Source organism: Halorubrum laminariae (genome assembly GCF_024494655.1).
GTDB lineage: Archaea > Halobacteriota > Halobacteria > Halobacteriales > Haloferacaceae > Halorubrum > Halorubrum laminariae.
The window spans coordinates 413,151-439,891 of sequence record NZ_JANHDL010000002.1; the positions used below are offsets into that span (position 1 = coordinate 413,151).

General features: G+C 66.6%; 30 protein-coding genes and 1 tRNA gene. 8 read left to right on the forward strand and 23 right to left on the reverse strand.

Annotated elements, in window-relative coordinates; translation table 11 throughout:
- Position 1: 1 nt before the first annotated feature.
- The 6 genes from NO887_RS05100 to NO887_RS05125 all read right to left on the reverse strand — a co-directional run bounded on the left by NO887_RS05100 (position 2) and on the right by NO887_RS05125 (position 4,218).
- A complete protein-coding gene (locus NO887_RS05100) occupies positions 2-541 on the reverse strand; it encodes a DUF8135 domain-containing protein (protein ID WP_256417381.1) in 540 nt (179 codons plus the stop codon).
- Complete coding sequence (locus NO887_RS05105) at positions 538-1,467, reverse strand: hypothetical protein (RefSeq protein ID WP_256417382.1); 930 nt, start codon at positions 1,465-1,467, stop codon at positions 538-540. The genes NO887_RS05100 and NO887_RS05105 overlap by 4 nt, the downstream gene beginning before the upstream one ends.
- Before the next feature lie 100 nt (positions 1,468-1,567).
- Positions 1,568-2,404, reverse strand: coding sequence for an RAD55 family ATPase (locus NO887_RS05110; protein WP_256417575.1), 837 nt, complete (start codon positions 2,402-2,404; stop codon positions 1,568-1,570).
- 25 nt (positions 2,405-2,429) lie between these two features.
- On the reverse strand, positions 2,430-3,482 hold the full coding sequence (locus tag NO887_RS05115; protein WP_256417383.1) for a beta-ribofuranosylaminobenzene 5'-phosphate synthase family protein: 1,053 nt from the start codon (positions 3,480-3,482) through the stop codon (positions 2,430-2,432).
- 98 nt (positions 3,483-3,580) lie between these two features.
- A complete protein-coding gene (locus NO887_RS05120; RefSeq protein ID WP_256417384.1) occupies positions 3,581-3,916 on the reverse strand; it encodes a rhodanese-like domain-containing protein in 336 nt (111 codons plus the stop codon).
- Between the two features lie 2 nt (positions 3,917-3,918).
- The gene (locus NO887_RS05125; RefSeq protein ID WP_256417385.1) at positions 3,919-4,218 is read right to left on the reverse strand and encodes a sulfurtransferase TusA family protein; all 300 of its coding nucleotides are present in this window, start codon (positions 4,216-4,218) and stop codon (positions 3,919-3,921) included.
- Positions 4,219-4,368: 150 nt separating this feature from the next.
- On the opposite strand from NO887_RS05125, the gene NO887_RS05130 reads away from it, so the two are divergent.
- Positions 4,369-5,388 (forward strand): PLP-dependent cysteine synthase family protein, encoded by a 1,020-nt coding sequence (locus tag NO887_RS05130; protein WP_256417386.1) that lies wholly within the window; start codon positions 4,369-4,371, stop codon positions 5,386-5,388.
- Between the two features lie 37 nt (positions 5,389-5,425).
- Here NO887_RS05130 and NO887_RS05135 read toward each other — a convergent pair whose 3' ends face one another.
- Complete coding sequence (locus NO887_RS05135; RefSeq protein WP_256417387.1) at positions 5,426-5,689, reverse strand: MoaD/ThiS family protein; 264 nt, start codon at positions 5,687-5,689, stop codon at positions 5,426-5,428.
- Between the two features lie 246 nt (positions 5,690-5,935).
- Here NO887_RS05135 and ubaA point away from each other — a divergent pair, with 246 nt between their 5' ends.
- A complete protein-coding gene (gene ubaA / locus NO887_RS05140) occupies positions 5,936-6,799 on the forward strand; it encodes an SAMP-activating enzyme E1 (RefSeq protein WP_256417388.1) in 864 nt (287 codons plus the stop codon).
- A gap of 6 nt (positions 6,800-6,805) precedes the next feature.
- Here ubaA and NO887_RS05145 read toward each other — a convergent pair whose 3' ends face one another.
- A complete protein-coding gene (locus NO887_RS05145) occupies positions 6,806-7,234 on the reverse strand; it encodes a desampylase (RefSeq protein ID WP_256417389.1) in 429 nt (142 codons plus the stop codon).
- A 72-nt stretch (positions 7,235-7,306) separates the two neighbouring features.
- Here NO887_RS05145 and NO887_RS05150 point away from each other — a divergent pair, with 72 nt between their 5' ends.
- The gene (locus tag NO887_RS05150) at positions 7,307-7,567 is read left to right on the forward strand and encodes a hypothetical protein (protein ID WP_256417390.1); all 261 of its coding nucleotides are present in this window, start codon (positions 7,307-7,309) and stop codon (positions 7,565-7,567) included.
- 24 nt (positions 7,568-7,591) lie between these two features.
- Entirely contained in the window at positions 7,592-7,888 is a 297-nt protein-coding gene (locus NO887_RS05155; RefSeq protein ID WP_303652253.1) for a TaqI-like C-terminal specificity domain-containing protein, read from the forward strand.
- A gap of 63 nt (positions 7,889-7,951) precedes the next feature.
- Here the strand turns inward: NO887_RS05155 and NO887_RS05160 are convergent, their stop codons facing one another.
- From NO887_RS05160 to NO887_RS05180, 5 genes are all read right to left on the reverse strand, one after another.
- Positions 7,952-8,224, reverse strand: a complete 273-nt coding sequence (locus NO887_RS05160) for a hypothetical protein (RefSeq protein WP_256417391.1) — start codon at positions 8,222-8,224, stop codon at positions 7,952-7,954.
- A gap of 230 nt (positions 8,225-8,454) precedes the next feature.
- Positions 8,455-9,096: a hypothetical protein gene (locus NO887_RS05165; RefSeq protein ID WP_256417392.1), complete on the reverse strand. Its 642-nt coding sequence runs from the start codon at positions 9,094-9,096 to the stop codon at positions 8,455-8,457.
- Positions 9,097-9,308: 212 nt separating this feature from the next.
- On the reverse strand, positions 9,309-10,325 hold the full coding sequence (locus NO887_RS05170; protein WP_256417393.1) for a DUF7972 family membrane protein: 1,017 nt from the start codon (positions 10,323-10,325) through the stop codon (positions 9,309-9,311).
- 1,214 nt (positions 10,326-11,539) lie between these two features.
- Positions 11,540-11,613 (reverse strand) — tRNA-Ile (locus NO887_RS05175).
- 118 nt (positions 11,614-11,731) lie between these two features.
- Complete coding sequence (locus NO887_RS05180; protein ID WP_256417394.1) at positions 11,732-12,400, reverse strand: FxsA family protein; 669 nt, start codon at positions 12,398-12,400, stop codon at positions 11,732-11,734.
- A gap of 91 nt (positions 12,401-12,491) precedes the next feature.
- Here NO887_RS05180 and NO887_RS05185 point away from each other — a divergent pair, with 91 nt between their 5' ends.
- Together NO887_RS05185 and NO887_RS05190 are read left to right on the forward strand one after the other, a co-directional pair.
- Positions 12,492-13,211, forward strand: a complete 720-nt coding sequence (locus NO887_RS05185; protein ID WP_256417395.1) for a DUF1405 domain-containing protein — start codon at positions 12,492-12,494, stop codon at positions 13,209-13,211.
- A 46-nt stretch (positions 13,212-13,257) separates the two neighbouring features.
- On the forward strand, positions 13,258-14,304 hold the full coding sequence (locus tag NO887_RS05190; protein ID WP_256417396.1) for an enolase-like domain-containing protein: 1,047 nt from the start codon (positions 13,258-13,260) through the stop codon (positions 14,302-14,304).
- A gap of 30 nt (positions 14,305-14,334) precedes the next feature.
- On the opposite strand, the gene NO887_RS05195 is transcribed toward NO887_RS05190, so the two are convergent.
- The 8 genes from NO887_RS05195 to NO887_RS05230 all read right to left on the reverse strand — a co-directional run bounded on the left by NO887_RS05195 (position 14,335) and on the right by NO887_RS05230 (position 20,505).
- A complete protein-coding gene (locus NO887_RS05195) occupies positions 14,335-14,706 on the reverse strand; it encodes a 2Fe-2S iron-sulfur cluster-binding protein (RefSeq protein ID WP_256417397.1) in 372 nt (123 codons plus the stop codon).
- A 161-nt stretch (positions 14,707-14,867) separates the two neighbouring features.
- Positions 14,868-15,578, reverse strand: coding sequence for a TOBE domain-containing protein (locus tag NO887_RS05200; RefSeq protein ID WP_256417398.1), 711 nt, complete (start codon positions 15,576-15,578; stop codon positions 14,868-14,870).
- Between the two features lie 44 nt (positions 15,579-15,622).
- Positions 15,623-16,963: a glutamyl-tRNA reductase gene (hemA, locus tag NO887_RS05205; protein ID WP_256417399.1), complete on the reverse strand. Its 1,341-nt coding sequence runs from the start codon at positions 16,961-16,963 to the stop codon at positions 15,623-15,625.
- On the reverse strand, positions 16,960-17,649 hold the full coding sequence (locus NO887_RS05210; RefSeq protein ID WP_256417400.1) for a precorrin-2 dehydrogenase/sirohydrochlorin ferrochelatase family protein: 690 nt from the start codon (positions 17,647-17,649) through the stop codon (positions 16,960-16,962). Before NO887_RS05210 ends, hemA begins: the two co-directional genes overlap by 4 nt.
- Positions 17,650-17,656: 7 nt before the next feature.
- A complete protein-coding gene (ahbB, locus tag NO887_RS05215; RefSeq protein WP_256417401.1) occupies positions 17,657-18,742 on the reverse strand; it encodes a siroheme decarboxylase subunit beta in 1,086 nt (361 codons plus the stop codon).
- Between the two features lie 54 nt (positions 18,743-18,796).
- Entirely contained in the window at positions 18,797-19,264 is a 468-nt protein-coding gene (locus NO887_RS05220; protein WP_256417402.1) for a DUF7112 family protein, read from the reverse strand.
- Between the two features lie 9 nt (positions 19,265-19,273).
- Entirely contained in the window at positions 19,274-19,693 is a 420-nt protein-coding gene (locus NO887_RS05225; protein WP_256417403.1) for a 30S ribosomal protein S6e, read from the reverse strand.
- Positions 19,694-19,797: 104 nt separating this feature from the next.
- Positions 19,798-20,505 (reverse strand): lipoate--protein ligase family protein, encoded by a 708-nt coding sequence (locus tag NO887_RS05230; protein WP_256417404.1) that lies wholly within the window; start codon positions 20,503-20,505, stop codon positions 19,798-19,800.
- A gap of 91 nt (positions 20,506-20,596) precedes the next feature.
- On the opposite strand from NO887_RS05230, the gene NO887_RS05235 reads away from it, so the two are divergent.
- Both NO887_RS05235 and NO887_RS05240 read left to right on the forward strand, forming a co-directional pair.
- The gene (locus tag NO887_RS05235) at positions 20,597-22,279 is read left to right on the forward strand and encodes a sensor histidine kinase (RefSeq protein WP_256417405.1); all 1,683 of its coding nucleotides are present in this window, start codon (positions 20,597-20,599) and stop codon (positions 22,277-22,279) included.
- A 63-nt stretch (positions 22,280-22,342) separates the two neighbouring features.
- Positions 22,343-23,233 (forward strand): DUF8155 domain-containing protein, encoded by an 891-nt coding sequence (locus NO887_RS05240; RefSeq protein ID WP_256417406.1) that lies wholly within the window; start codon positions 22,343-22,345, stop codon positions 23,231-23,233.
- Positions 23,234-23,364: 131 nt separating this feature from the next.
- Here the strand turns inward: NO887_RS05240 and NO887_RS05245 are convergent, their stop codons facing one another.
- The gene (locus NO887_RS05245; protein ID WP_256417407.1) at positions 23,365-25,395 is read right to left on the reverse strand and encodes a molybdopterin biosynthesis protein; all 2,031 of its coding nucleotides are present in this window, start codon (positions 25,393-25,395) and stop codon (positions 23,365-23,367) included.
- Positions 25,392-26,699, reverse strand: coding sequence for a molybdopterin molybdotransferase MoeA (locus NO887_RS05250; protein WP_256417408.1), 1,308 nt, complete (start codon positions 26,697-26,699; stop codon positions 25,392-25,394). The genes NO887_RS05245 and NO887_RS05250 overlap by 4 nt, the downstream gene beginning before the upstream one ends.
- Positions 26,700-26,741 lie beyond the last annotated feature (42 nt).

Below are 26,741 nucleotides of genomic sequence, written 5' to 3' on the forward strand. Positions count from 1 at the left end.
CTTACATGTCGCGTGCAGACTCGGCCGCCCGGTCCGCCTTGGCGACCAGCGGACAGTTTCGAACGCGGAACTCGTCGACGTCGACGACCTCGACGATCTCCGTCCCCTCGTGCGTGCAGTCGGCCTCGGGGGGCGCGGTGAAGTGCGGACACTGTTGACAGTACGCGCGCTTGTCGACGGTGCGGTCAGCGTGTTCGGAGCCGGCATCGCCGGCCCCGAGAGTCGCGTCGGACGCGCTCCCCCGAGTCGACGCGTCCGCGACCGCCGCCGAGTCGGGGCCCGAACCCCCGAGTTCGCCGGCGTCCACGTCGAGCGACTGCCAGATATCCTCGTCGCCGAGGTCTCCCACGTCCATCCGTTCGAACGGGTCGTCGGGGTCGTCGATATCTCCGAAATCGTCGATGTCGTCAGCATCGACATCCCCCGCGGGACCGAGTTCGTCGAAGGGGTCGATCGCCTCGACGTCGGCGTCGCCGACCGGTCCACCGTCGGCGTCGCCGGTCGTCCTGCCGTCCGCTCCGTCAGTCTCGTCGTCGGTCATCGGTCCGCTCCGTCGCGTTCCGTTCGGTCCGCGTCATCTCTCGCTCCGTTCGGAGCAGTCGCTCTCGACTCGTCAACGTCGCCGTCGAGGGCCGGCGGATCGGCGGCGACGAGCCGGGAGGTGCCGAAGAACCACGTCTGCGGCTCTATCTCGGTGAACGCTCGGCCGCAGTGGGGACACTCGGGAGCGCTCAACAGCCCCAGCCTGACCGTCTCGCCGCAGTCGCCGCACGCCGCCGTCTCGACGCCGTGTCGATTCGCCACGACCAGCAACGCGTCGAGCCGCTGCCGGTCGTCCCGCTCCGATTCGAGGGTGTCCAGCCGTCGACGAACCCGAAGGATCGCGCTCGCGACGCGCGAGAGTTTCTCCTCGATCTCGTCGAATGCGAGGTCGTCTACCTGCGTTTCCACGTCTGCGAGGCGGTTCTCCACCGCGGCCAAGTCGGCGGTGGCCGCGTCGAGGGAGACCTCGACCGAGTCGACCTCCGTCGCCACGTCGTCGAGGTCGGCCACTATCGAATCGAGACGCTCTGCCGACTCCTCGTGGCCGTGGTCCGTCAGTGCCTTCGGTTCGAGGTCGCGATACAGCGTCACGAACCGCTCTCGGAGATCCGTCACCTTCTCGTCGACATCGGCGTCGATGTCGTCGAGGCGGGAGCGAATCGACTCGACTTCCTCCGCGTCGGGGACCGCGATTCCCTCGGACTCGGCGAGGGCGACGATGGCGCGTTTTAACACCACCTCGCGATCGACGCCGACCTCGTCCGCCGCGGCCTCGATCGCGTGGTCCTGCCACGCGAGAGCCGACTCGTCACCGATCGACGATCCGTCGCCGGATCCGTCGCCGATGCTCGGGTCGGTCTCGCTGGATCCGTCGCTGACGCTCGATTCGTCGCCGACGCCGTCGGCCTGATCGAGGTCGCTCATCGCGGATCAACCGTCATCTACGCCTCGTAGAGGAGGGAGCCTTAAGTAATCTGTCGCGCCGTTCTCGAAATCGAGACTCGCCGCGCAACCAGAATTAGAATCATCTGATTTTCCGCACGTCGCTGATATCGAAGCCGCCGTCGTGGATCTCGGTCTCGAACCGGACGATGTTCTCCGCCTCCAGCCGAGAGAGCACCCCGCGGAACTCGCGGACGAACATGGTTCGCGCGCGCTTCGACCCGCCGCTCTCCCACGTGAACTGGAAGGTCCCGCCGGCGGCGTCGGTCAGCGCGCCGAACTCGCGGTCGGTTATCGAGTCGGTGTTCACCAACACGAGGATGAGCCCACCCCACTCGTAGGCCGCCTTCTTCAGCCCCTTCATCACCGCCGCGATGTCGCTCCACTCGGTGTCGCCGGAGATCATCGAGACGAGGTCGGTTACGGAGTCGATGCAGACGAGGCTCCCCTCGGCGTTCGCAGACAGGTAATCGCCGAACGCCGTGAGAACGTCCTCGTACTCCCCGCGGTCGCCCAAGTCTGTGATCGACGTCGTCTCGTCTTCGTACCAGTCCCGCGGGATCGGACTGAGCTGGAAGTACTCCGCAGAGAGATCGCGAAACGCGATCTCGTCGATGGCGGTGTCGACGATCTCGTCGACCATCGTGTACCCCATCTCCCGCGTGATCGGGCCCGTGCCGGCGGTAAACGAGAGGTAGTGCACCTCATCAGGGAGCGTCGCTCCCGCCGGGAGGTCGCCGTAGTAGAGGTCGAACAGCTCCTCGTCGGCGCGCGCGAGCGCGTTCATCGCCGCGCTCGTGTAGAGGAACTCCCGCGCGCCGGCCCCCGACTCGCCGGCGAGCAGCACGACGCTCCCCGGCGGTGCGCCCCCGTCGAGGATCGAGTCGAGGCGAGCGACGCCGAACGGCAGGCTCGTCATGTCACTCATGGAGTCGCCGCTCCGCTTAGTGTTGTTGCTCGTCGGCGTTCGTGCCCTCGCGCGTCACCCGCGCACCCCTCGACGCCGCGCGAACGACCGACACCGATCCCTCGACGCCGGCCTCGTCGAGGGCGCGCTCGCCCGCGTCGGCGGCCGCCTCGGCGTGAGCCGCGTCGGTGACGCCGTAGACAATCGGTCCCCACGACGACTGTCCGGCCCCGAACACACCGGCGGCCGCCGACAGCGACGCAACTACATCACCGACCGGTGGGCGGTAGACGCCGCCCTGTTCGTCGGCGTACCACGCCCCGTTGAGCCGACCGATCTCCGCGACGGCGGCACCGAACCCCTCGGCGTTTCCGGTCGCCACGGCGGGGAGCACGCGACGCGTGACGATCCCCCCGATCCGGTCGGCGAGTCCCGGTTCGGCGCGTTCGACCGCCGCGCGCATCGCTCCGTCTTCGTTGTCACCACTCCGACCGGGGTCGGCGTCTGGCCGCACGAGCAGGAAGCGCCAGTCGTCTGGCACGGGGTGACGGGCCGAAACCGGGGGCACCGTCCAGTCGCCGTCGTCCGGGCGGTCAGTAGTGAACCGCGCGGTGGGATGACCGGCGTCGAGGACGAATCCACCGTCCTCGAAGGTCGCGACGCCGACGCCCGAGCGTCCGCCCCGCCCGAAGTCTGGTGCGCGCTCGCGGATGCGAGCCGGTTCGTCGTGGGCGGCCGCGACCGCGGCGAGCGTCGCCGCGGCGAGCTGCGTGCCGCTCCCGAGCCCGGCGTGACGCGGGAGGGAGTCGCAGAGGACGACCCGCACGCCGTCGACGCCGAGGCGGTCGACGGCCGTGCGCGCGTGCGAGCGGAGGTCGGTCGTCGTCTCGGACGCGACGCCGGACGTCTCGGAGCGCGTTCCGCCGGCCGCGTCCGCGACCGCAACGCTCACTCCGGTGGCCGGCTCGGCGTCGACGACGACGCGCGGCTCGCGGAGACCCAATCCGAGCGCGCCGTACAGCCGCTGGTGTGAGAGGCTGAGATTACAGAAACCGAAGTGGAGTCGGGCTCCGGCGCTCACGCGTGCCATGGGGTCGCTTCGCGCCCGACCGCTAAATGGTGCGTGGCCGTGGCGGGCGTTGCCCGGATCGGTCACGGCGACGGCATCGCGGCGTCACTGTCTGCCGGTCACGCGTCGCCGGCCGGCCCGGTCTCCAAGTCGAACTCCCACTCCTCGTAGCCGCCGGCCATGCTCGCGACGAGCACGTCCTCCTCGACGCCCTCGTAGCTCTGGATCAACATCGCCGCCTGCTTCGACGACTGGCCGACGGGACACGCGCAGACCACGTCAGTGTCGCCCCAGTCCATGTCGGACACGCGTGAGGGGAGATTACCGAGCGGGACGTTGATCGCTCCGGGGATGTGTCCCCGTTCGTACTGCTCGGGCGAGCGCGTGTCGATGACGCGGATATCGCCTGCCTGAACGCGCTCGTTGACTTCCGCGGGGGTGAGTTCTTCGACCATGATCACTCCTTCCGCAGGAAGATGCGGTAGCGCCCGTCGCCCGACTTCCACACCTTCGCGGTCGCGTCGTCGCCGACCGCCTTCGGGACATTCTCGGTGCTCGGCACGTGGTCCGTCTTCTGCACGAGCACGTCGCCGGGAGCGAGCCCCGCGATGGCCTTCTTCGCTTCGACCTGCGGATACGGACACACCTCGCCGGTCATGTCCTGTACCTCCGTCGCGTCTTCGAGCAGGGCTTGGGCCGTCTCGTCGTCGAGCTCGTCCGGCATCTCGACGACATCGTCCCACGATGGTTGGCTCATGTGAACGGATACGCCCGGGATCGGGTAACCCCTTTGGTGACCGGCAGGCTTCTCCCGTATCTCGGACGGGAGATCGCGTCACACGACCGCGATAGCCGTCGAGAGCACCGTTTTCGTCGGACTCTTACCGAGGAGCGATCTACAGGACCCATGAGCGAGTACGCCGCCGACGAATCGACTATCTTCGAGACGCCGCTTCTGGAGCTCGACCTCAACATCGAGTCGGACGCGGACGTGTACGCGAAAGCCGAGTGGTTCAACCTCTACGACGCTCCCTACGGCGGGGGATCGGTCAAATCGCGGATCGCGAAGGGGATGTTAGACGGCGCGGAGGCGCGCGGCGATCTCGAACCGGACGACACCGTGATCGAACCGACCTCGGGCAACACCGGCAGCGAGATCGCTCGGCTCGCGAGCGCCCGCGGCTACGACGTGGAGATCGTCATGCCCGACAACGCCGCGGGCGGGAAGGTCGACGCCGTCCGCGACGCCGGCGCGGAGATCCACTTCGTCGACGCCGATCTCGGGTACGACGCCGTCATCGAGCGCTGCGAGGAGATCGTCGCCGCCGACCCGGACGCCTACTACCGACCGAACCAGTACGAGAACTCTGACAATCCCGGTACTCACGAACAGACAACGGCCACGGAGATCCACGAAGCGACCGACGGTGACGTGACCCACTTCGTCGCCGGTGTCGGCACGGGCGGGACGGTCACGGGGACGGGCCGCGGGCTGACGGACCTGACCGACGGCGCGGTCGAGGTCGTCGGCTTCGAGCCGAACGAGCCACTCCACGCCATCGATGGGCTGAAATACCTGAAAACGGGCGACCACTATCACCCTGACACGTACGACGAGTCGGTGCTCGACCGGACCGAGTACGTCGCCACCGGCGACGCCTACGACCGCGCGCGGGCGCTCCGCGAGCGCTACCTCGACCGCGAGATTCCGATCGCCGACCCCGGTCAGCACAACGCCGAGACCGTCCGCGAGCACCTCCGCGTCGACGACCAGTTCGTCGTCGGCACCTCCGCCGGCGCGGGCGCGGCCGTCGTCGCCGCCCTCGACGAGGCGAGCGAACTCGCGGACGACGACGTAGTCGTGTTCATGCTGTGCGACCGCGGCGACAAGTACGCGGACATCCCGCTGTGGGAGGAGTATTTATAAATCGAAACGGAGCCGACAGAGAGTCAGTTGTCGACTTCTACCGACCGCCGCTGGCCGCGGGGATGACCCGGACCTGCGCGTCGGCCGGCACTTCGGCATCGAGCCCCTCGACGGGCGTTCCCTCGACGTAGACGTTGATGAACTCCTTGATCTCGTCGTCCTCGATGACGCTGTCTCTGAGCTCCGGTCCGTGCTCGTCCGCGTGGTTCTCGAACAGTTCGCGGACCGTCTCACCCGCGACTTCGACCTCGGAAGTCGAGGATCCCCCGACCAGCACGGCCGGCAGTTTGATTGTTGCCATACTCACGGTTTGCCGTCCTCGCCAAAAAGAGACCCGCCGACGGCAATCTACACCCCGATCTGATACGCCTCGCTGACCGGGAAAACCGAAGTATTGGCCGTCCCCGTCGACCAGCGGCGGACCCGGACGATCGGTTCCCAGTGGGACACCGCGAACCGGTCGTGCACCGCGATCGCACCTCGGAGAAGGCGGCAGTACCTCTGGTGGACGGCCCGTTTATGCGTTTCCGGCGCGAAATGGCACAAAATGAGCGATCTCGACCTCGATCCGACTCAGCTCGACCGCTACTCCAGACACATCATCATGGACGACGTGGGCCCCGACGGACAGAAGGCCCTGCTCGACGCCGAGGTGCTCGTGCTCGGTGCCGGCGGGCTCGGCGCGCCGATCATCCAGTACCTCGCCGCCGCGGGCATCGGCACCATCGGCATCGCGGACGACGACGAGGTGGAGTTGTCGAACCTCCAGCGACAGGTGATCCACGGGGACGACGACGTGGGGCGCACAAAGGTCGACTCCGCCGCCGACTTCGTCGAACAGCTCAACCCCGATATCGACGTGCAGAAACACGAGCTTCGAGTCACCGCTGACAACATCGAGGACCTAATCTCCGGCTACGACTTCGTCGTCGACGGAACCGACAACTTCGCGACGCGGTACCTCGTCAACGACGCGTGTACGCTCGCCGGGATCCCCTTCTCGCACGGCTCCATCTTCAAGTTCGAGGGACAGGTGACGACGTTCGCGGGCGACGACGACTCGCCGTGTTACCGCTGTCTGTTCCCCGAGGCACCGCCCGCGGGCATGGTGCCGAACTGCGCGACTGCGGGCGTCCTCGGCGTCCTCCCCGGTACCGTGGGGTGTCTGCAAGCCACGGAGACGGTCAAACATATCATCGGTGAGGGCGAGAGTCTCGACGGCTCGATGCTGTTTTTCGACGCGCTCGACATGGAGTTCGACAAAGTCGAGATCCCCAAGCGCGACGACTGCCCGGTCTGCGGCGACGACCCCGCAATCGAGTCGGTCCACGACGTGGAGTACAGCGCCTCCTGTGCGATCGACATTGGCGACGACGATGAGCCCGAACCGGAGATCGAAGCGAACGACTGAGTCACCCTAGCGTTCGCTTACCACCGACACCGTCTCCTGTTCGAACCCTGCGTCGTCGCCGCGCCAGCGCCATGACCCGACGAACGGGTAGCCGTCGAGCGCGCAGATGACGTACGAGTGGCCCGGCCACGTCGCTCGCGCCGCGTCCGTCTCGCTCGGGTGAGTCGGGCCGGTCGGGTGCGAGTGGTAGAAGCCGACCAAGTCATGTCCGTCGTCTTCGACCGCTTCGATCAGTTCGAACTGCTCTTCGGGATCGATGAGGTATCGGATCTCCGGCGTCTCCGCGACGTTCTCGGCCTCGTAGGTCTCGGCGACGACGCTCGGCTTGCCGTCGTCGCCGTGCGTGCCGGCGAGCACGCCGCAGATTTCGGCCTCCCCGCCGCTGTAGGCGTGATACACGATGTCGTCGTAGGCCGCCCGCGAGAGTTCGATCATGTAGCGAAGTAGGGGCGTCCGTCAGATAAGTCCGTCCCGACCGGCAGCGGCTGTGCCCCGTCCGCGAGAGCGGTGGCCGTCGTGTCGGTGTTCGTCCACGCGGAGGATGAGGTACCGCCGCAACTCCGTGACGACTGGACCTACCCGACGATCTCCGGGAAGAAGCTCAACCTCAACGACGGGCCACACAGCGACATGGTGTTCATCAGTCCGTACCTAGTAGACGGGACGCTCCCGCCCGAAAACGAGCTCGGCGATTTCGGCGACTGGGCGGAGATTCACCGCGATCGCCTAGAGGATCGCTCCTGCGTCAAGAAGGACAAGCGCCCGTGATACGGCTGGCACGAGAACCCGCCGCTGGAGGACATCCTCCAGCCGAAGCTCCTCTGTCAGGATATCGCTGAAACGCCGCAGTTCTGGATCGACGAGGAAGGCGACGTGGTTCCGAAACACAGCGTCTACTATCTGATTCCCGAGGATCACGTCGACCTCGAGGAGCTCGCCGAGTACCTGAACGGTCCCGAGGCGCGGGCGTGGCTCGAAGCGAACTGCCAGATGGCCGCGAACGGATTCTACCGACTTCAGACGACGGTCATGGAAGATCTCCCCGTTCCAGAGAGGTTCGGAGAGGTTATTCAGGACACCCTCATCTGAGACTATGCTGAGGCGGACCACACTACAGTTTCCCGAATAGTCACCCCGAACCGACGTTCGTTTTCAGCTCTCTGCTGCGAGTCGCTCACCGACGACGCCGGCGACGCACTTGACCCGCACCGGCACGTCAGCGTCGTGGACGCTATCATTTTCACAGAAGACACGGAAAATCTCGGTCGAGCCGTCAACGATCCGCGCGTCGAGCTGCCAGTCGTACTGGTTCGCGGCCAAGATCTCGATGCGAAGCGAGGAGTTCGCGTCGACGCTGACGACTGCAAGCGCGTGATTGGGGTATCGCAGGCGGCTGATTCGCTCTGCGACGAGGTCGACATCCAAAACTCCTTCGTCTGTGCACTACCGCCGTGAGCCGGTTGCTTCGAGGCCATACTGGCGGCTGGTCGTCGATAGAGGTTTAGTGTGACTCGCAAGGTTCCGAACGGTTCCGGATGATCCTAATCAGTAGAGCCGCGATAGGTCAGTTAATATAGCTGTTCAGATTACTCTAATCAATATATGGGTGTTCTAACTGTGACACTTACAATTCCACAACACCTCCGTCGGGACTGTCAGTAATGCCGTTGAGAAACTTCCAACTCAAAACGCTCAATTTCAGCAGGCTCGACACGGAAAGTATTATCGTCACTAACCTTAGCTCGTAGTTGCGCTGGCTCGTTTCCAATATATCCGAAATCGAGGGACGCATAAGTACTCCCAATCCCGGTACCTCTCCCTACGAACCATTCAATTTCTGCCTCAGCGAGGTATATGTCCTTCTCTGTGGTCACAGTGGCAGTAACTCGATACTCATTCTCATCTTCAAAGTACCCATGAGAGAGATTTTTGATCTCAAAGCCGTCTGGAACAATCACCTCGTTATCTTGGATTTCCTCCTCTCGATGCGGGTTTTCTCCAAATGCACCGTATCCAATGAATGAGGTAGTGGCAACGCCGGCGAATCCCAGTACCCTTCGCCGTGTCTGCCCGTTAGTTGATAGTAAATCGTTCTCATCCTGCTCACCCCAAGACCTGACTACCGGGATTTTGTGATGAGCTACCCGCCAACTCTCAACGGACAGAACAACCGGGAGTGCTACAGCAATTGGTGCGAAGATCGTTCTATATCCACCGTAGAATAGCCCTTCTGGTTCACCGACTAGTGAAACGATGAGTATCGGCGTTAATACAGGAAGGTCATTCACTTTTGACATGGATCCTTGATGCCTTCCGGAGTGGCGGTAGTTCCCTATCTGCCGACCCAGAGTATACTCCAAGTAGCATACAGCAAATAGCCAATCGATGTGGGCTAGAAGTTGCAATAATCAGTATCACCATCACGAAGGTTCGTATCGCACTCTATGACTCTACGAAATGAAACACGACCCCGTAACGATACGTTCGCACACCGGCCGTTTGTCGATGGTTACTCTTCGTCGGAGATCCCTTGAATCACTCCAGTTCGATTACCAGCAACGAACTGACCGGCCGCTTGCGTACGCTTACTGATGATCGCGACGCGAAGAATGTAGGTCGACACGAGAACAAACGGCGCGAACGCGACAGCGACCACACCTGTGGTAAGCAGATCGATGTCTGGGAGATCGTTTAGGAAATGCAGGAAGGTTGCGACAATTGCAATTGTCGGGATTGTGGTGAGCGTCAGATCTCGTGAGAGACGTGCAAATTCACGACGCGTGTAGATTGTTTTGAAATATTCGCGCGCGGCGGCAAAATACTGGAGCAGCCGGAGCATCTCCTCGATATTAGTGCTCGCTTCAGCACTCAGTTGGTCACCATACTCGGCTTGGAGTCGACGGAGATCGTTGATCTGACGATCGTGGTTGTAGTCCATCATCGCCAGCAGGATCTCGAGCGTGGTGGCCGCGTCCATGAGGCTGCGGTTCATTGCACCGGTTTCGTCAGCTAGTGAGCGTACGTAGGTATCAAGATCGCGTCGAAAATCGACATCTATTGCGTGTATTTCGGACTCTATGTACTGTGCCCGTTCGAGAATATCCCCGGATAGTACGCGAAGCAGCTGATCAGGTTGGGCTGGAACGTGATCAGCTCCAATGACATCTTCAAGTTGTCGGCGAAACTCGACAACGCCCTGAATCCGACCGAATTGTTGGCTCAGCGGGTTCTGTTGCTGGGAAACGTACAACGAATTAATCGAGACGACAATCGAGAAGAGTAGCAAAGTTCCAGAGAGCAACGCCGAGGTAAGAGGAATCGCCGTGTTCTCGCTTGCAAGGCTCCCTGATTGTGGTGTAACAAGGATGATCCCAATCACAACCGTTTGAACAAACCCAGCCGCGAGGAGAAATCCGGCAACAACCCGTCTATCCCCCGAAATTGCCAGCCACTCCCATGCATGTGTAAGTGGTCTTGGGAGGTTGCTGCCGACGCCACGTATGTTCCCCTCGGTATTTTCGCTCACACAACGTTTGTTCGGATACATCCTGTTTAGTGATTTCGCGATTCCGCCATGTGGGTGTCCTCAGCGTCGCTCAGAGTATACGACTACATAAGCTTGATATTGACATCCTCGCACGCCTGAGGACACGGGAATCCCGGAGCGTTGGGGGTTTCAGGTTTGCAACCATGCTTTCAGTTTCTTCTTCGGGAGCCCGTGTAACCCATCACGAAACGGCGGTGACTCCCATCTGTTGTTTGTGCCAGCAGGGAGTCGCTGATGCTTCAACGGACTCGGAGGTACCTTTGAGGCTTGCTCGACCAACATCCGGAGCCGAACGCGATTCACTCGACATCTCTACAGGCGGAGCAGGCCGAGTGCCTCGGGGCTTGACCCCGAGGGTGAAGGCCGTCGAAAGATTAACGAAACCACGGTTTGTACAGTTGATACAGTCAGAGACCCACAAAGACGGGTTAAAGACCGTAATCCAACGCTGACTGAGACGATTTAGAAATGCGACTCCTCTCAAAACCCGCGTCTTCGACGTGGTGCGACGGGAGTTGTCGGGCGGGGTGGAGCCGCCGACCCTCACGGACGCAGCGAGCGTTCAGGTGTGAATTCCAGCCGACCCATCTCGGGAAGGTCGGGGGGAATTAAATTTGCCTGCGACGGCACGGCCCTGTTTGAGACGTGCGGTCAAAACGGTGAAGCCTCGGGGACAAGCCCCGAGGTACTTCACCTCCTCGTTGGGATCATCCTCGTCTGCGAGCTCGTCGGGGAGATTGTCGTTCTCCTCAGCGAGCCGGAGCTGCTCGGCGACGTGTTCGTGGAGCGTTGTCTTCGCTCACGCTGACGCACGTCCGTCAGTGTCAGCGTGGTCCGGAGCATACCGATATCCGCCGCCAGCGGTGCCTTTCGTGAACTGCACAGGGCGGTGTGGACAGCCAACGAGAGGACCGTATTCGAAATCTCAGTACGGACTCCGAGTACAGCGAGCGCCGCAGGTGTCGCAGAAGAACTCAGAGTCCTTCTCAACAGTGAGTGAACCCGAGTAACCGAGGCTCATGCACCGACACCTCTTGTGCTGGAAATTCGCAGACGGCTCTGGGGGTCGCCAAGGGTTCTGTTTGGACAGCGATAAACGGCCCTCTCAAGAAGTAGCAGAAGTGCCGAAATTAGGTGGCTGGGGAGTTCCCGGCCCCTAACACGCCACGGCTAAAGACCGTGGACGTAGTAGGTGGGCCAACACGGATTTGAACCGTGGACCTCCCGGTTATCAGCCGAGCGCTCAACCTGACTGAGCTATTGGCCCAGGTGAGCGCATTCAGTCGTTGCGCGGGTAGGATTTTAAGGGTTTCCTTTCGAACGTCGTACCGCCGTCTCGCGATTTCTACCGAAAGACATTCCACTATTCAGAACCGCTGAAACGGTCAGTCGGTCTGTTTCGACCCGTCCTCGACAGTGTAGTCCACGTCGACGATATCGTCCGCGTCGTCGCCGTCAGTCTCACGCTCCTCATCGGGACCGGCCGATCGGCCGTCAGACGCGTTTCGGCCAAGCGAATCTACCGACTGTCCGACACCCGCGTCGTCGGTGAAGCCGCCGCCGTCGGGACCTCCGTCGCCGAATCCACCACCGAAGCTTCCCCCCATTGTGAACCCGCTGCCGTCGCTGTCACCGGGGAACCCACCCACGTAGACGTTCCCGGTGGTGAAGCCGCCGGTTTCGCTGTCTAGATACGGGATCACGACGTACTTCTTGAGTGCGACTCGGATCGGAACTCGGGAGAGCGGAAACGCAAACAGGAATCCGACCGCGTCGGTGACGAGCCCGGGCGTAAGCAGGAACGCGCCGGCGGCGATGAGCAGTCCGCCGTCGAGCAGCTCGTCGGTCGGGGGCTCACCGCGTGCGAGTTTCCGTTGGACCCGCGCGAGCGTCGCGCGCCCCTCGGCGCGGAGCAGGAGCATTCCGAGCACGGCCGTCAACACGACCAGCGCGACGGTGAGCGGCCACCCGAACTGCGTCGCGACCACGATCAGGAAGAGCGCGTCCACTAGGGGGACGACGAGCAGCAGCGCGAGCAGCGTTCGCGGGCGCATACCACGGCGTTCCCGCCGCGGACTCATAGCCCTTTTCGTCCCTGTCCTCCACGACCGCCACGGCTTTGACCGCCGGGTCCGACCCGGGCGTATGGACATCGCCGGTACGCTCGGGCGCGACCCCCCGGACCGCGAGTCGCTACCCCGGTGGCTCGCTCCCCTCCCGACGGCGCTCGAAGACGTCGCCTTCCGGTTCGTCTGGGTCATCGTCGCGATCAACCTCGCCGGCACCGCGTTCGGCTTCTGGTACTACCGGTTCCAGTTCCGTGCGCTGCCGACCGAGATGTGGCTGTTCATCCCCGACAGCCCCGGTGCGACGTTGCTCATCGCGGCCGCGCTCGCGGCGTGGGCCGTCGGTCGATCGAGCGACACCCTCGCCGCGCTCGCCTTCTTCGGGAACGTCAAGCTCGGGCTGTGGACGCCGTACGTACTCGCCGTCTTTTACCCGCAGTTCCTCGCGAACTCGGGGCCCGCCATGTACGCGTTCCTCTTCGTGAGTCACCTCGGAATGGTCGTGCAGGCGTTCGTGCTCCACCGGATCACGGACTTCCCGCTGAAAGCGGTCGGCGTCGCGACGGCGTGGTACACGGTAGATCTTCTCATGGACTACTTCGTTCCCGTCACCGGCGGGATGACGCATACGTCGCTGCCGTACGCGGACGCGACGCCGTGGTTCACGACGACCGTCCTTCAGGTCGCCGCCGCCGGCGCAGTCGTGTTGACCGTCGTCCCGCTGTACTGGACGCTGGCGACGCGGATCGCGACGCTCCGACGGCGGGGTGCGTCGCAAACCGGAGACGGCTCTGCCTGAACCGCGTCGCTCTCCGCTTAAGTTCCTCCGGACCGTCGAGGAGGCTATGAGCGTCTACGAGCGGATCGCCGATCTGACGGTGACGGTCGAGTCAGTCGATCGCCGTCGGTACGTCAGCGAAACGACGAGCGCCTTCGAGCGAACGACCACCGAGTTTCGGCTCTCCGGCGACGGCGTCGTCGGCCGCGGCGAGGACGTGACCTACGAGACCGCAGACCACGACGCGCTCGTGGAAACGGACCCGATCGACCTCGAAGGCGAATGGACGATCGCGGACCTGTCGGCGCACCTCGACGGCGTCGACCTCTTTTCGACGCGGCCGCCGACGCAGCCGCACTTCCGGCACTACCGGCGCTGGGCGGTCGAGAGCGCCGCGCTCGATCTGGCGCTGCGTCAGCGCAACGAGTCGCTTGGGGAGTTCCTCGGGATCGAACCGAACCCCGTCCGCTTCGTCGTCTCGACCCGGCTCGGCGACCCGCCGACGACCGACCGCGTCGAGGAGCTGTTGGCGCTCGACGACGACCTAGAGTTCAAACTCGATCCGACGCCGGACTGGCCGGAGGAAGCGTTCGTCACTCTCCGTCAGACGAACGCCGTGCGGATCCTCGACCTGAAGGGCTGGTACGAGGGAACGGACGTCGACGTCGAGGCCGACCCGGAGCTGTACCGCGACGTGTTCGCCGCGTTTCCGACCGCCATCGTCGAAGACGCCGCCGTGACCGCGGAGACGCGAGCGCTCGTGGAGCCGCAGGCGGAGCGGCTCTCCTTCGACTATCCGATCGACGGCGTCGAGAGCCTACGCGAATTGCCGGTCGATCCCGGCTGGTGTAACGTCAAGCCCTCGCGGTTCGGCACGCTCGAATCGCTGTTCGAGACGATCGAATACTGTCAGGCAAACGGTATTCGGCTGTACGGCGGCGGCCAGTTCGAACTGGCGAGCGGGCGGACCGCGATCCAGACGCTGGCCGCGCTGTTTTACCCGGACGCGCCGAACGATGTCGCGCCCGGAGCGTTCAACGATCCGGACGCGTCGCCGCCGTATCCGACGAGTCCACTCGCCCCGCGGGTCGACGCGGTCGGCTTCGAGTTCTGACGCGGGCGTGAGCGAGATAGAGCCGTCCCGTCAGTCGTCGTCCGCGGCTGCGTCGTCGACGCCATCGACACCGCCCGCCCCGTCGCCGTCGGTTCCCGTCGCGGTCGCCGCGTCGTCTTCGATGCTCGGCGGGTACGCGCCACGGTCGAGTTTGAGGTCTGACTGCGGTCGCGCCATGCAGGTGAGCGCGTACGTCTCCGCCTCCTCGTCGGTGAGGCCGCGGGCGGCCGGCTGAGTCACCTCACCTTCGCGGATCTCCGCAGAGCAGGCGAGACACATCCCGACGCGACAGGAGTACTCCTGAGCGATCCCCGCCTCGATACAGGACTGGAGGATCGTCTCCGTGTCGGCCACCTCGATCGTCTCGCCCGTGCCGACGAACTCGACGGTGTACTCGGTCATGCCGCGGAGTACCCGCCGACCCATGAAAAAGGGATCCCCTCGATCGCGTCGCCGTCGCGGGGACGGAAGCGGCCGAGTCGGTCACCTGTCGCTTCCGCACCGACGCGCCTCAGTCGATTTTCCGCCGCTCCATCGGTCGCTCCCACCGACGCCGGCGTTCGTCACCGCTCCGGCTCGCCCGTCTGTCGCACCAGCCGCGTCGCGGTCGCCTTCCACCGGATCGACACGTCGTCGCCGACGGTCAGGTCTAACCGCTCCGAACTGTCGTTCGTGATCAACACGCGAAAGCGCACGCCGTCAACGCCGAGATGCACCGTCGCCACCGTCTCGCCGGCCTCGATGTCGACCACCTCGCCGCGCAGCCGATTCCGCGCGCTCGTCTCGTTCGGATCGACCCGCCCGTCGCCCGTGTACACGGTCACCGCGTCCGCGCCGATGCGGACCTGCACCGCGTCGCCCGCAGCCACCCCGTCGTGGAGGCCGCGAACGTCGCCGACCGCTGTCTCGACCGTGGCCAGTTCGCCGTCGACACAACTCACGGTTCCGTCGAGCACCGTCTCGGGGACGGTCGCCGTCGCCGCGAGCACGGCCTGCAGCCGGTCGTACCGATCGAGCAGCCGCCTGCCGGCAGCAGTCAGACGGCTCCCTCCGCCTCCCGACCCGCCGCGCGTGCGCTCGACGAGGGTCCCGAACGCCTCCTCTAGCGTCTCGATCCGCGAGAGCGCCCGCGCTCGCGACCGCTCCAGATCCGCCGCGGCCGCCGCGACCGACCCGGTCTCGTGGATCGCATCGAGCAACGCGGCATCGCGGTCGTCGAACTCGACATCGTCTTCGATGAGTGCCGCTCGACCCCGGCCGGTCGTCTCGTTCATGAAACGCGCGTCGCTCCGAGGGGTGTTGGCGTTTTCCCTCCTGTTCAGTCGTCGAGCTCTTCGGTGACCGAGTCGGGCGGGGCGTCGAACTCGGCAGCCGCATCGTGTTCTGGCGCGAACGCACCGGGGCGATCGGGAAGCGTGTCGAACTCGGGATCGAACAGCTGGAGCGCGGTTCGGATGGTCTCCCAGTCGTCCTCGCCTGCGGCGTCGCGCAGCGACCGGGTGGGTGCCGCGAGCAGCTGCCCGACCAGCGCGTCGGCCATGTCCTCGACGGTCTCGCGCTGGGCGTCTGTGAGATCGCCCTGCGACTCCAACTTCGAGACGGCGCGGTCGACCTCGCGGGCCTTCACCCGGTCCGCGCCGGCGTACATGGCCGAGATCGCGTCGTCGGCGCGCTTGCGCTTGTACGCCTGCAGGATGCGGTCGAGCTCCTCGTCGATGATGGCCTCGACCGTCCGGGCCTCCTCTTTACGACTTTCGCGCGTCCGTCGGGTGACGTCTTCGAGCGCGTCGATGTCATAGAGCGTCACGCCCGACCGATCGGCCGCCGCGGGGTCGATGTCACGCGGCTGTGCGATATCGATGCAGACGATCTCGCCCGCGACAGCGACGTGGTCGGGATCGACGACCGGATCCGTGCTTCCCGTCGCCGAGATAACGAGATCGGCGTCCGGTATCACGCCGGGAAGATCCGCAAGCGGGACCGCCTCGGACGGCGTGTCGACCTCCTCGGCGACGAACTCCGCGTTCGGCACGGTCCGGTTCGCGACGACGATCTCCGAGACGGGGGTATCGTCGAGCGTCCGCGCGGCGAGCATCCCCATCTCGCCGGCACCGATCACGACGGCTGACCCGTCGGTGAGGTCGATCTCGGTGGCGGCCAGCCGAACCGCCGCCGAGCCGAGGGAGACGACGCCCTCGTTGATCGACGTCTCGTTGCGGGCGCGCTCGCCGACGTGGAGGGCCTTCGTCACCGCGTCCTTCAGCACCGGGCCGATGCCGCCGGCGGACTTCGACTCCTCGTACGCCTCGCGGAGCTGTCCGATGATCTGGTCTTCGCCGAGCACGAGGGATTCGAGTCCCGACGCGACGCGCATCAGGTGCTCCAAGCTCTCTTCGTGGTCGAGGCGGCGGACCGCACCGCCGCGAACTGCCGGCGCGAACGACTCCAGCGCGACCGCTCCGTCGACGGTCCGATCGGTGACGACGAACGCCTCTGATCGGTTACACGTCTGGATCGCGAACGCCTCCTCGACGCCGTCGCGCGCGAGCAGGTCCGAGACGGTGGCGCGGACGCCGTCGCCGCCCGCGGCCTCGATCTCGTCGACCGTCGCGTGGGAGTGGGCGACGCTGACGCCAGTGATGGCTCCCGTCTCGTTCATCGGGTGAGTACCTCCTCGATCACGGAATCTGCCTCTTCCCGACCGTAGGATCTCCCCTTTTGTAAAGCCTTCCAAACCCCGTCGGATCGCACGACACGACGGATCGCCTCGCGCCGCCGTTCGGGAGCGATTCCGCGCGCTTTGAGTTCCGCGCGAAGCTGACCGGAGAGCGACGCCATGGCACCCGCTCCCTCGATTTCGGTCTCAATGCGCTCTCTGAGCGCCTTCGCGAGCGCCGGGCTCGCGCCGCCGGTCGAGAGTGCGACCCGGACCGAACCGTCGTCGACCGTCGCTGGGACGATCACGCTGTTCGCGTCACGGCCGTCAGACTCCGGACCGGCCGACACGTCCGTCCGGTTGACCATGATACCGCGCTCGCCCGCGGCCGCCTCGATGGCCGCGTTGACGGCCGCGTCGTCCGTTGCGGCGACGACGAGCGCCGGCGCGACCCGGTCGATCCAGTCGCCGACCGCGTCGGCGTCGGGGGCGGCGCGAACGAGATCGACACCGGACCGGCCACCGCCGTTGTCGTCCGCTGCAAGTTCGAGCAGTCGATCGTCGAACGCCGGACTCACCGCGACGATCCGTGCCTCGTCGGCGAACCGCGACGCCTTCCGCGCGCCGACGGCCCCGCCGCCGACCACGAGCACCGTCTCATCGGTGAAGTCGTGATACAGCGGGATCAAGACGAGATCACGCCGTGTTGCTGTCCGCGCGGTCGGCGATGCGGATTCCCGTCTTCTTCAGGATACGCGTGGAAAACAGCGTGTCCCAGTCGCCCTCGCCGACATCCCAATGATCCGCCATCAGGTCTCGGACCTCCGCTATCCGTCGTTCGCTCTCGGTCTCCGTCCGCCCGTGCGTCATCGCGAAGAAGTTGTACTCCCAGACGCCGGCGTGACGCGGACGCTCGTAGCAGTGGGTGACGAACGGGAGCTCCGCGACCGCCGGTCCGACCTCGTCCAGCACGTCTTCGGGCACGTCCCAGACGGTCATCCCGTTCTCCGTGTACCCGAGCGCGTAGTGGTTCGGAATGACGCCGACCCGCCGGACCTTCCCCTCCGCCTCGAACCGCTTGATCGTCTCGATCACCCAGTCAACGTCGGCGTCGATCGCGGCCGCCACGTCGGCGTACGGCGTCTCCGTGATCGGTAGGCCGCCTTGGATCTCGACTACGAGGTCGCGTTCGGCGGGCGTCAGCGTCGTCCGATCGGCCGCCGACACGTCGGGGCCAAGCTCCGACAGATCCACGTCGCCGTCCGACACCGGTCCGTCCACGAGGAACGTCGCGCCGACGTGGAACTCTCGCAGCTTCGGCAGGTTGTACGTCTCTTGACCGGTCGCAGCCTCGATCTCCGCGAGCACCTCTTCAACCCGGTCGGACCCGTCTTTGTCCGGGTCCGGGTGGTCCGCGACGCTCACGACGAACCACATGTTGAGGTGCGGGTGTTCGCGCTCGTAGTTGTGCGCGACCGCGGTGAACTCGTTGACCGTCTCCGCGACCGACTCGTATCGCTCTTCGGGCGCGTGCATGGCGACGAGCGACGCCGCCCCGCCTATCGCCTCGGCGTTGACGAGCGCGCCGAACCGCGACAAGATTCCTTCCGCGTCGAGGTCGCGGACGCGCTCGCAAAGCTCCGGGCCCGTCACGTCGACACCGCGGTCGCGGAGCGCCGCTGCGGCCGGCTCGAAGGGGCGTTTGACCACCGGAAACCCGCCTTGAAAGGCGTTGATGATCCCGCGGTCGAGCGTCGTCAGGTCCGCGTCGACCTCTCTCATGCCTCCGGATCGGAGCCGAGCGAGAATAAGCGATCCGACCGGCGGGTCCGACGTTCAGCCGTCGAGGTCGCGGGCGATGTCTGACAGCGACGACCGCGGACCGCGGTTCGCGTCGTAGATGGCGCGCTCGCCGGGGATCCGGAGCCCGTACAGTTCGCCGGGAACAACGACATCGAGGACGACGCTCTCGTCCGGTTCGCGGTCGTTGGCGTCGAGCCACTCGACGAGTCGGTTGTCCCCCTCGCCCGGTTCGCGCGCGAGCCGCCGGTTGTCGTACGCGCCGCGGATCAGCCGCCCGCGACCGTCCGCCCGCACGAGCGCGTGGCGCTTCTTACGGTCGAAGACGAGTCGGATGACATCGCCCTCAGAGAGCCCGAGCGATTCGCACGCCCCCGACTCGACACGCCCGACGAGTGCGTCGTCATCCGGGAGACGGACGCAGGGGCGGCGAGTGCCGCCGCTACGCGCGATCGAGACGCGTATCGAAGCGACGCCCTCGTCGTCGGAGAGAACGCGGGGCATCGAAATGGGTTATTCTTCGTCTGCGTCGGCGTCTGCGTCGGCGTCTGCGTCGGCGCTCTCGCCGAGCGCCGCGGCAACGTCGTCACCCTCGACGACCGAGACGTTGATCTGTGCGACGTCGTCGTCGATCTCGCGGCCGCGGACCGTGATCCGCTTGCGCTCGCCCTCGCGGGACGGCTTGAAGCCGACGCCGCCCTCCAAGAGCAGTTCCTTCAGGCGAGTTCCGGAGACATCCTCGCGCATCGGGCGACCAGTCTCGTCGGAGCCGCCGGTGATCTCGACCGTGTGTTCCGAGAGACCGACGGCGTCGCCGCCGATCTCGTCGCCGAGCTCACGCCCGAGGAACCGGTTCGAGTCCTGTCCGTCGACCTCTCGCTGGAACGTCTCGCCGGTCTCGGGGTCGGCGATGACGACTTTGAATTCAGCCATGAGCGAATCGAGACACCCGCGAATAAAAAGCACGTCGAAACCGCGATCCGCCCGGGAGGCGGAAGAGACGCGGTCGAGCAAGGCACTCTCCCGGAGCGAGCGCGTTACTCGCGTCCGCCCAGACGCTCGGTCCGACGCCGACCGCTCCCCCACGGTCCGTCGACGAACGCGTCCTCGACGGTCCGAGCGACCCGATCTGGATCTGACGGTCCCCCGGCGGCGGCGACGCTACCGACGCTCGCGGGGTCGAACCGAACCGAGAGCGCGTCGTAGACCGGTTCCGTGACGGCGGCGATCGCGCCGGCGTCGGTCGGAGTGACGACGACGCATCCGGCGACGAGCGCCGCGTCGGAGCGGACCCGCTGGGCGAGCCCCGCGACCTTTCCGCCGCCGGTGACCCGGAGGGAGTGGTCGCCCGGACAGAACGACGCGGACGGCTCGCCGGCGACCACGTCCGCGCCGAGCCCTCGGAGCGCATCGACTAGCGTCGACGTCGCTCGCTCGTAGCGATCGGCGATCGACTCCGAATCGCCTCTCAGCGGAACCGCGTGCGCGAACGCCAGTGTCTCGCCCGGATACGCGACGGCTCGGCCGCCGACATCGCGTTCGATCGGCTCAAACCCCCGGTCTTCGGCGATCCGGTTCGCGCGATCGAAGGCGGGATCGCGGGCGTCGCGGCGGCCGAACGCCAGCACGCCCGGCGGCCGCCACACCCGGAGCGCTGGCGTGCCGTCGGCCGCGCTCGCGAGCAGATCGGCGCTCCGCGACCGCGGTACCTGCGACCGGCCGACGAGGCCGCGAAACACGCGCATACCGTTCGATCACCCCGAGTGGTGAAACCGGTTGCGGGGGAGACGCCGTATGACGCAAAGGTTTTGCTGGGGTCGGCCGAGATATCATCAGATGAGCGACCTCGGCGCGCTCCCGGTACAGGCGTACCTCGTCGCCTGCCTGCTCGCCGGAAGCATCGGGCTGTGCCTCGGACGCGTCGCATGGCGCGACCGTCGGGAGCCGGGCGGGACCGAGGTCGCGCTCTATCTGCTCTGTGGCGGCGGTATATCTCTCCTGTACGGCGTGCGGGTCGCGAGCGGGAGCGAGTTGGTGATGCTGGTCGCGCTCAACCTCGCGACACCGCTCGTCGCTGCAGTGCCCGGGATCTGGATGGCCTTCGTCCTCGCCTTTTCGGGACGCGACCAATGGCGGACCGAAGAGCGGATCGTCGCGCTCGCAGCACCGGCGTTCGTCTGGGTGTTGACCGCGTGGTCGAGCGCGACGCACGGGCTTTCGCGGCGGTCCCTCCGATCCGTCGTCGAAGGACCGTTCTCGCTCCTCTCCTTTGGATTAGGTCCCGCAGACTGGGCGTTCGTGCTGTACGCCTACGCGCTGTGTCTCGCTGGCGCGCTCGTCGTGATCGATCTGTACCGCCGGACGGGAAACCGCTACCGTCTCCAGACGTTCGTCATCCTGCTCGGCACCCTGTTTCCGTTCCTCGCTGGGATCGTCACGGTGGTCGACGTGGGGAGCTACGCGAATCTGGCGTGGTTTCCGGCGGCGCTCGTCGTTCACGGCGTCTTCCTGTACGGCACCGTCTTCTGGCTCGGGACCCTCGACGCCGCGGTCGTCGCCCGCGACACCGCCGTGGAAGTCATGCAGGACCCCGTGATCGTCGCCGGCTCGGACGGACGGATCCGCGATCTCAACCCGGCCGCGGAGGAACTCCTCTCGCCCGACGCGGTCGGCGCGTCGCTGTCGGCGGTGTTTCCACGCCTAGAAGTCGGCGTCGAACACCCGATCGCGATCGACGGCCAGCAGTTCGACATTCAGGAGGACCCGATCACGGACCCACGCGGAACCGACCGCGGACACGTCTTCCTGTTGCGCGACGTGACCGAACGCGAACGGCGTCAGGCGGCACTCGAACAGCGCGAAGCGGAGCTGGAACGGCAAAACGAGCGTCTGGAGGACTTCGCGGGCGTCGTCTCACACGACCTCCGGAACCCGCTCGCGGCCGCGACCGCGGCCGTGGAACTCGCCAGACACGGCGACGGAGAGGGTAGCGAGGCGCTCGACCGAGCGGCGGACGCCCACGAACGGATGGACGATCTGATTGAGGGGTTGCTGTCGCTCGCGACAGCCGGGAAGGCCGTCGACTCCCTCGATCACGTGTCTCTCGACGCCGCGGTCCGTCGAGTCTGGTCTCGGCTCGAAACCGCGGAGGCGACGCTGACGGTCGACGGCGCGGACCCGACGGTGCTCTCCGACCGTGACCGTCTCGAACAGCTCCTCGCCAACCTGTTCCGAAACGCGATCGAGCATGGCGGCAGCGATGTCGCCGTCCGCGTCGCGGTCGAGTCGGAGGAGGACGGCGTGATGCTCTCCGTCGGCGACGACGGTCCCGGAGTGCCGCCCGACCGTCGCGACCAAGTGACCGAACGGGGCGTCTCGCTCGACGGGGGGACGGGCCTCGGTCTCGCCATCGTCGGAGACATCGCCGACGCGCACGGATGGGATCTCTCCGTCGAAGCGTCGGCGGCCGGCGGCGCTCGATTCGTGATCTCGGGCATCGAGACGGCAGACGACGGCTGAGCCGGTCCGCGTTCGCCAGTTCCGACGCGTACTTGCCCGCCGAGGCCGCACGTCGGACCGACGATGCCGATCTCGATCGCGCCGGATATCCTCTCCCGGTATCGACGCTTCTCCCGGTTCAACTCCCCGTACCGGGCGCACGACGACGGCAGCGCGATCGACTGCTATCCCGCCGGAGAGGCCGGACCGTCTCCCGTCTCCGGCGTCGTGCGCGAGACGCGGACCGTCACCTGTCCAGATCGGGCATACGCCGCAGACGAGGATCACCTGATCGTCATCGACCTCGACGATACGTGGTGCGAGCGGGCGAACGCACCTCCCGGAACCGTCGCACGAATCCTCCACGTGATCCCCGAAGTCACCGCCGGTGACCGCGTCGCCGTCGGCGATCGGCTCGGCGTGCTGACGCGGTCCGGATTCTTCGGACAGTGGGTGGACGACCACGTTCACCTCGGGTTCCGGTCCTCAGATGCGGATCCGATCCGGGCGAGCGGGTCGCTCCCGGTGACTGCCGCCGTCGACGTGGAGGCGATCGAGTGGGGCGGGTCTGGAACCGTCGTCGAGCGCGGACCGACGCACGTGGTGCTGGACGCACCCGCACACCCCGCACCGGGCGAGCGGTTCGCAGCACTCGCAAGCGACGAGGGAGTCCCCATCGACGGCGGGCTGACGCACTACGGCGACGGCGGGACGTTCGGAGCGCAGCCGCTCGGTGACGGGACGGCGCTGTCGCTCTGGGGTAGTCGTGTCGGCGTCGCTCGCGGGCGAGGCGTCGAGTGGGACGACGTGGCGGTGGTCGCAAACGGCGAGCGCGTGGCAGGGCTGTCGCTGTTCGCCGCGCGCGACGGTCTCGGCGCGAAGGTCGTCTGGCGGGACCCGACGGTCGACGTGGGCGACGACGTGCGCGTCGAAATCGCGCGAGACGGCGATCGGATCCGACTCGGCGACCGATGATGATGGATGGCGAACAGCCGGCGCGACCGCTGTCTCGCGGCGGTACGCCGGACGATCGCCTCGGTCGCCACGAGCGGGGCGTCAGGTCACGAGGTGTGTGGCCGCGGCATATGGTATAACGCGTCGGCCGGTCAGGAACCGGTCTCGTCGTTCCGCGAGTAGCCGGCGAGCGTGTCGATGGGATCGTCCTCGCCGGAACCGTCCGCGCCGAAATTTTCTAGGACCGAGGCGAGCGCCCGCACCGCGTCGCGATCGGTCCGATCAGGCGCGGCGTGGATGGTCACAGGTTGATCGCCGAGGGCGACGAACGCACAGCCCAGTCGCTCAGCGGTCTCTCGAAGCCCGAGTCCCGCGTCGGCATCGCCCGCGATCACCCGTCTGACGGGGCTCTCGAAGGCGCGAACCGTGTGTGCGTATCCATCGATCCGGTCCGTGAGTTCCGACCGCGAGACCGACCGACGCGTCGCGAGGTCGTCGAGCGCGTCGTCGAGGCTCCGACGGAGCCCGGAGTCGGTCGACCGGTTCACGAACCGGAGGTCGCAATCGACGAGCGACGCGAGGCCGTCGACGTCGGCGGGGTTCCCCTCGGGCACGACGATCCCCCACTCGCGGGACCAGCCGCCGAGTTCGACCGAGTCCACCTCGCGGTCCGTCGTCCCGGCAACCACGGCCACATCGGGGACGCCGTCGCGGAGTCGGCGCAGACCCTCTCTGGAGCCGATCGGAAGATACCGCGGCGCGTCGAGGCGGTCGAGCAGCCGGTTGAGTGCCGGGTCGTCCTCGCCGACGCCGAGCAGCGACGGCGGACGAACGTCGGGCGAGAACAACTGGACGCTGACGGTCTCGCCCGCGTCGAGGACTTCAGTGTCGGGAGCGACCGTGACGACGCCGTCGGCCTCGACGAGGCTCGTCGTCGCCCCCGACCCCTTGTCGACCGGGTAGACGAGGGGCGGGCTTCCAGAGTCGGGGTTGAGGTCGAGGAGTCCGACGGGCATCAGTCGGAGGCGTCCCTCGCCGTAGCGTTCCGCGACGCCCATCCGCCCCTCGATCGTCGCCGTGGCGGGCTCGGGCTGCCGGGCGGCCTCGCGGATCGCGGGCGCGACGAACGTCCGGAAGATCGTGAGCGCCGAGACGGGGTACCCCGGGAGTCCGACGTACGCGGACTCGCCGGATCTGCTTTCATCGTCCGAACCGCCATCATCGGCGTCCGACTCGCTGCGGTCGAGCCGGCCGATCAGCATCGGTTTTCCGGGCTTGACGGCGACGCCGTGGAGGAGCAGGTCGCCGCGCGCCTCGATCACGCGGTAAATCACGTCGACGGCGCTGGCCGAGGTCGACCCCGACGAGAGGACGAGGTCGCACTCGTCTGCGGCCCGTCGAAGGAGCCGCTCCATCTCGTCGTAGTCGTCGCCGGCGTGCGGGTAGAAGATCGGCTCGCCGCCGGCCTCCTCGACGCCCGCGGCGATCGTCGTCGAGTTCACGTCGTAGATCTCGCCGCGCGAGGGATCGAGGTCGTCGCCGGGGCGCACGAGCTCGTCGCCGGTCGAGACGATCCCGACGCGAGGTTTGCCCTCGACGGGAACCTCGTCGATCCCGAGCGCCGACAGCAGGCCGATCTCGCGAGGTGTCAGCCGCGTTCCCGGGCCGAGCGCGCGTGCGCCGGCTGCGATGTCCGCACCGGCGCTCATCACGTGATCACCCGGGGCGACCGCGGTCCGGACCGCGATCCGGTCCGGTCGGTCGCCGTCGCCTCCGCCCGCCTCGTTGCTGTCGCCCGATCTCATCTCGTCGGTCCGCTCGACCATCACCACGGCGTCGGCTCCGTCGGGCATCACCGCGCCGGTGGATATCTCCGCACACGTTCCGGGCTCGACGGTCACGTCGGGAGTCGATCCGGCGTGGACCGCGCCGACGAGGTCAAGCTCGGCGGGGTCGACCTCGTCCGCGCCGAAGGTGTCGCGAGCGCGGACCGCGTACCCGTCCATCGACGCCCGGTCGAACCCCGGCACGTCGATCGCGGCATCGATCCGCTCGGCGAGGACCCGCCCTCGCGCGTCGGTCAGCGGGACCGTCTCCGGTTCCGGCGCGAGGTCGAGCGAGTCGATGGCCTCGCGCGCCGCGTCGGGGGTGGCGAGGTCGCGGAACTCCCGGCGGTCGCTCACGGTGTCACCTCCCACAGCTGCACGTCGACGACCGCGCCCGCCTCGATCCCCTCCCGCGACTCCGGAACGACGACCCAGCCGTCCGCGAGCGCGACGCTAGAGAGGATCCCGGAGCCTCTCGCACGGGTCGGCATCGCCGCGGGGAGATCGCCGTCGTCGGTGTCGGCGTCGGCCTCGCCGCCGTCTATCACATCGGTTTCTTCGAGAGACACCCGCGCGAACGTCCGCGTGCCGGGCTCGCTCGGCACCTTCCGTGCGAGGCGCGCGCGCCGGGTCGGGAACGGGGCTGCCGTCGTTCCGCCGATCCGCTTTTGCACCGGTCGGAGGAACTGCGCGGCGTTGACGATGCAGGCGACCGGATACCCCGGAAGCGACACGATCGGCGTGTCGCCGGCGCGGCCGAGACACACGGGGTGGCCGGGTTTGAGCGCGACGCCGTGGACGAGCACCTCGCCGATGTCGGCGACGACCTCGGGCAGCAGGTCGCGCTCGCCGACCGACGACCCGCCGGTCGTGACGACGACATCGGCGTCGAGGTCGCGTTCGATGGCCTCGGCCAGCGCCGTCTCGTCGTCGGTGACGACCTCGCGATAGCGCGCCTCGCCGCCCCAGCGATCGACGAGCCGTGAGACGGTGAGCCCGTTCGTCTCAATCACCTCGCCCGGACCCGGATCCGACTGCACGAGCTCCTCGCCCGTCGGGATCACGGCGATGGTCGGCCGCTCGTAGACGGTGACCGACTCGATCCCGACCGACTTCAGCAGTCCCAGATCGCCCGGACGGAGCGTGTGACCGGGCTCGAAGAGCCGCTGGCCGGCGGCGACATCCTCACCGGCGTCGCCGACGTTCTCGCCAGCCGCGACCGCGTCAAACGCCTCGATCTCGTCGCCGATCTCCTCGACGTGCTCGATCATCACGACCGCATCGGCCCCGTCAGGGACGGCGCTGCCGGTGTGGACCCGCGCGGCCTCGCCGGGAGCGATAGCGCCGATGTCACCCGGTTCGTCGCCCCCGTAGTTCCCACTCTCGCTGTCGCCGTCGGCCACCCGCAGGACCGCCGGCGACCGGGACGACGCGCCGAACGTGTCCTCGGCGCGGACCGCGTACCCGTCCATCGCCGCCCGGTCGTAGCTCGGGACCGGGACTGCGGCGTCGATCGGCTCGGCGACCACCCGCCCGTCGGCGTCGATGAGGGGGACCGACTCCGTCCGTCCGTGCGGCGCGACGGCGTCGAGCAGGGTCGACCGCGCGTCCGCGACCCGGGTCCGCCGCTTGAACCCGGACTCGCGTCTGTCGTGACTCATGTCGTTCCGTTTCGGGCCCGCGTGCAAAAACCCCGCTCTCCG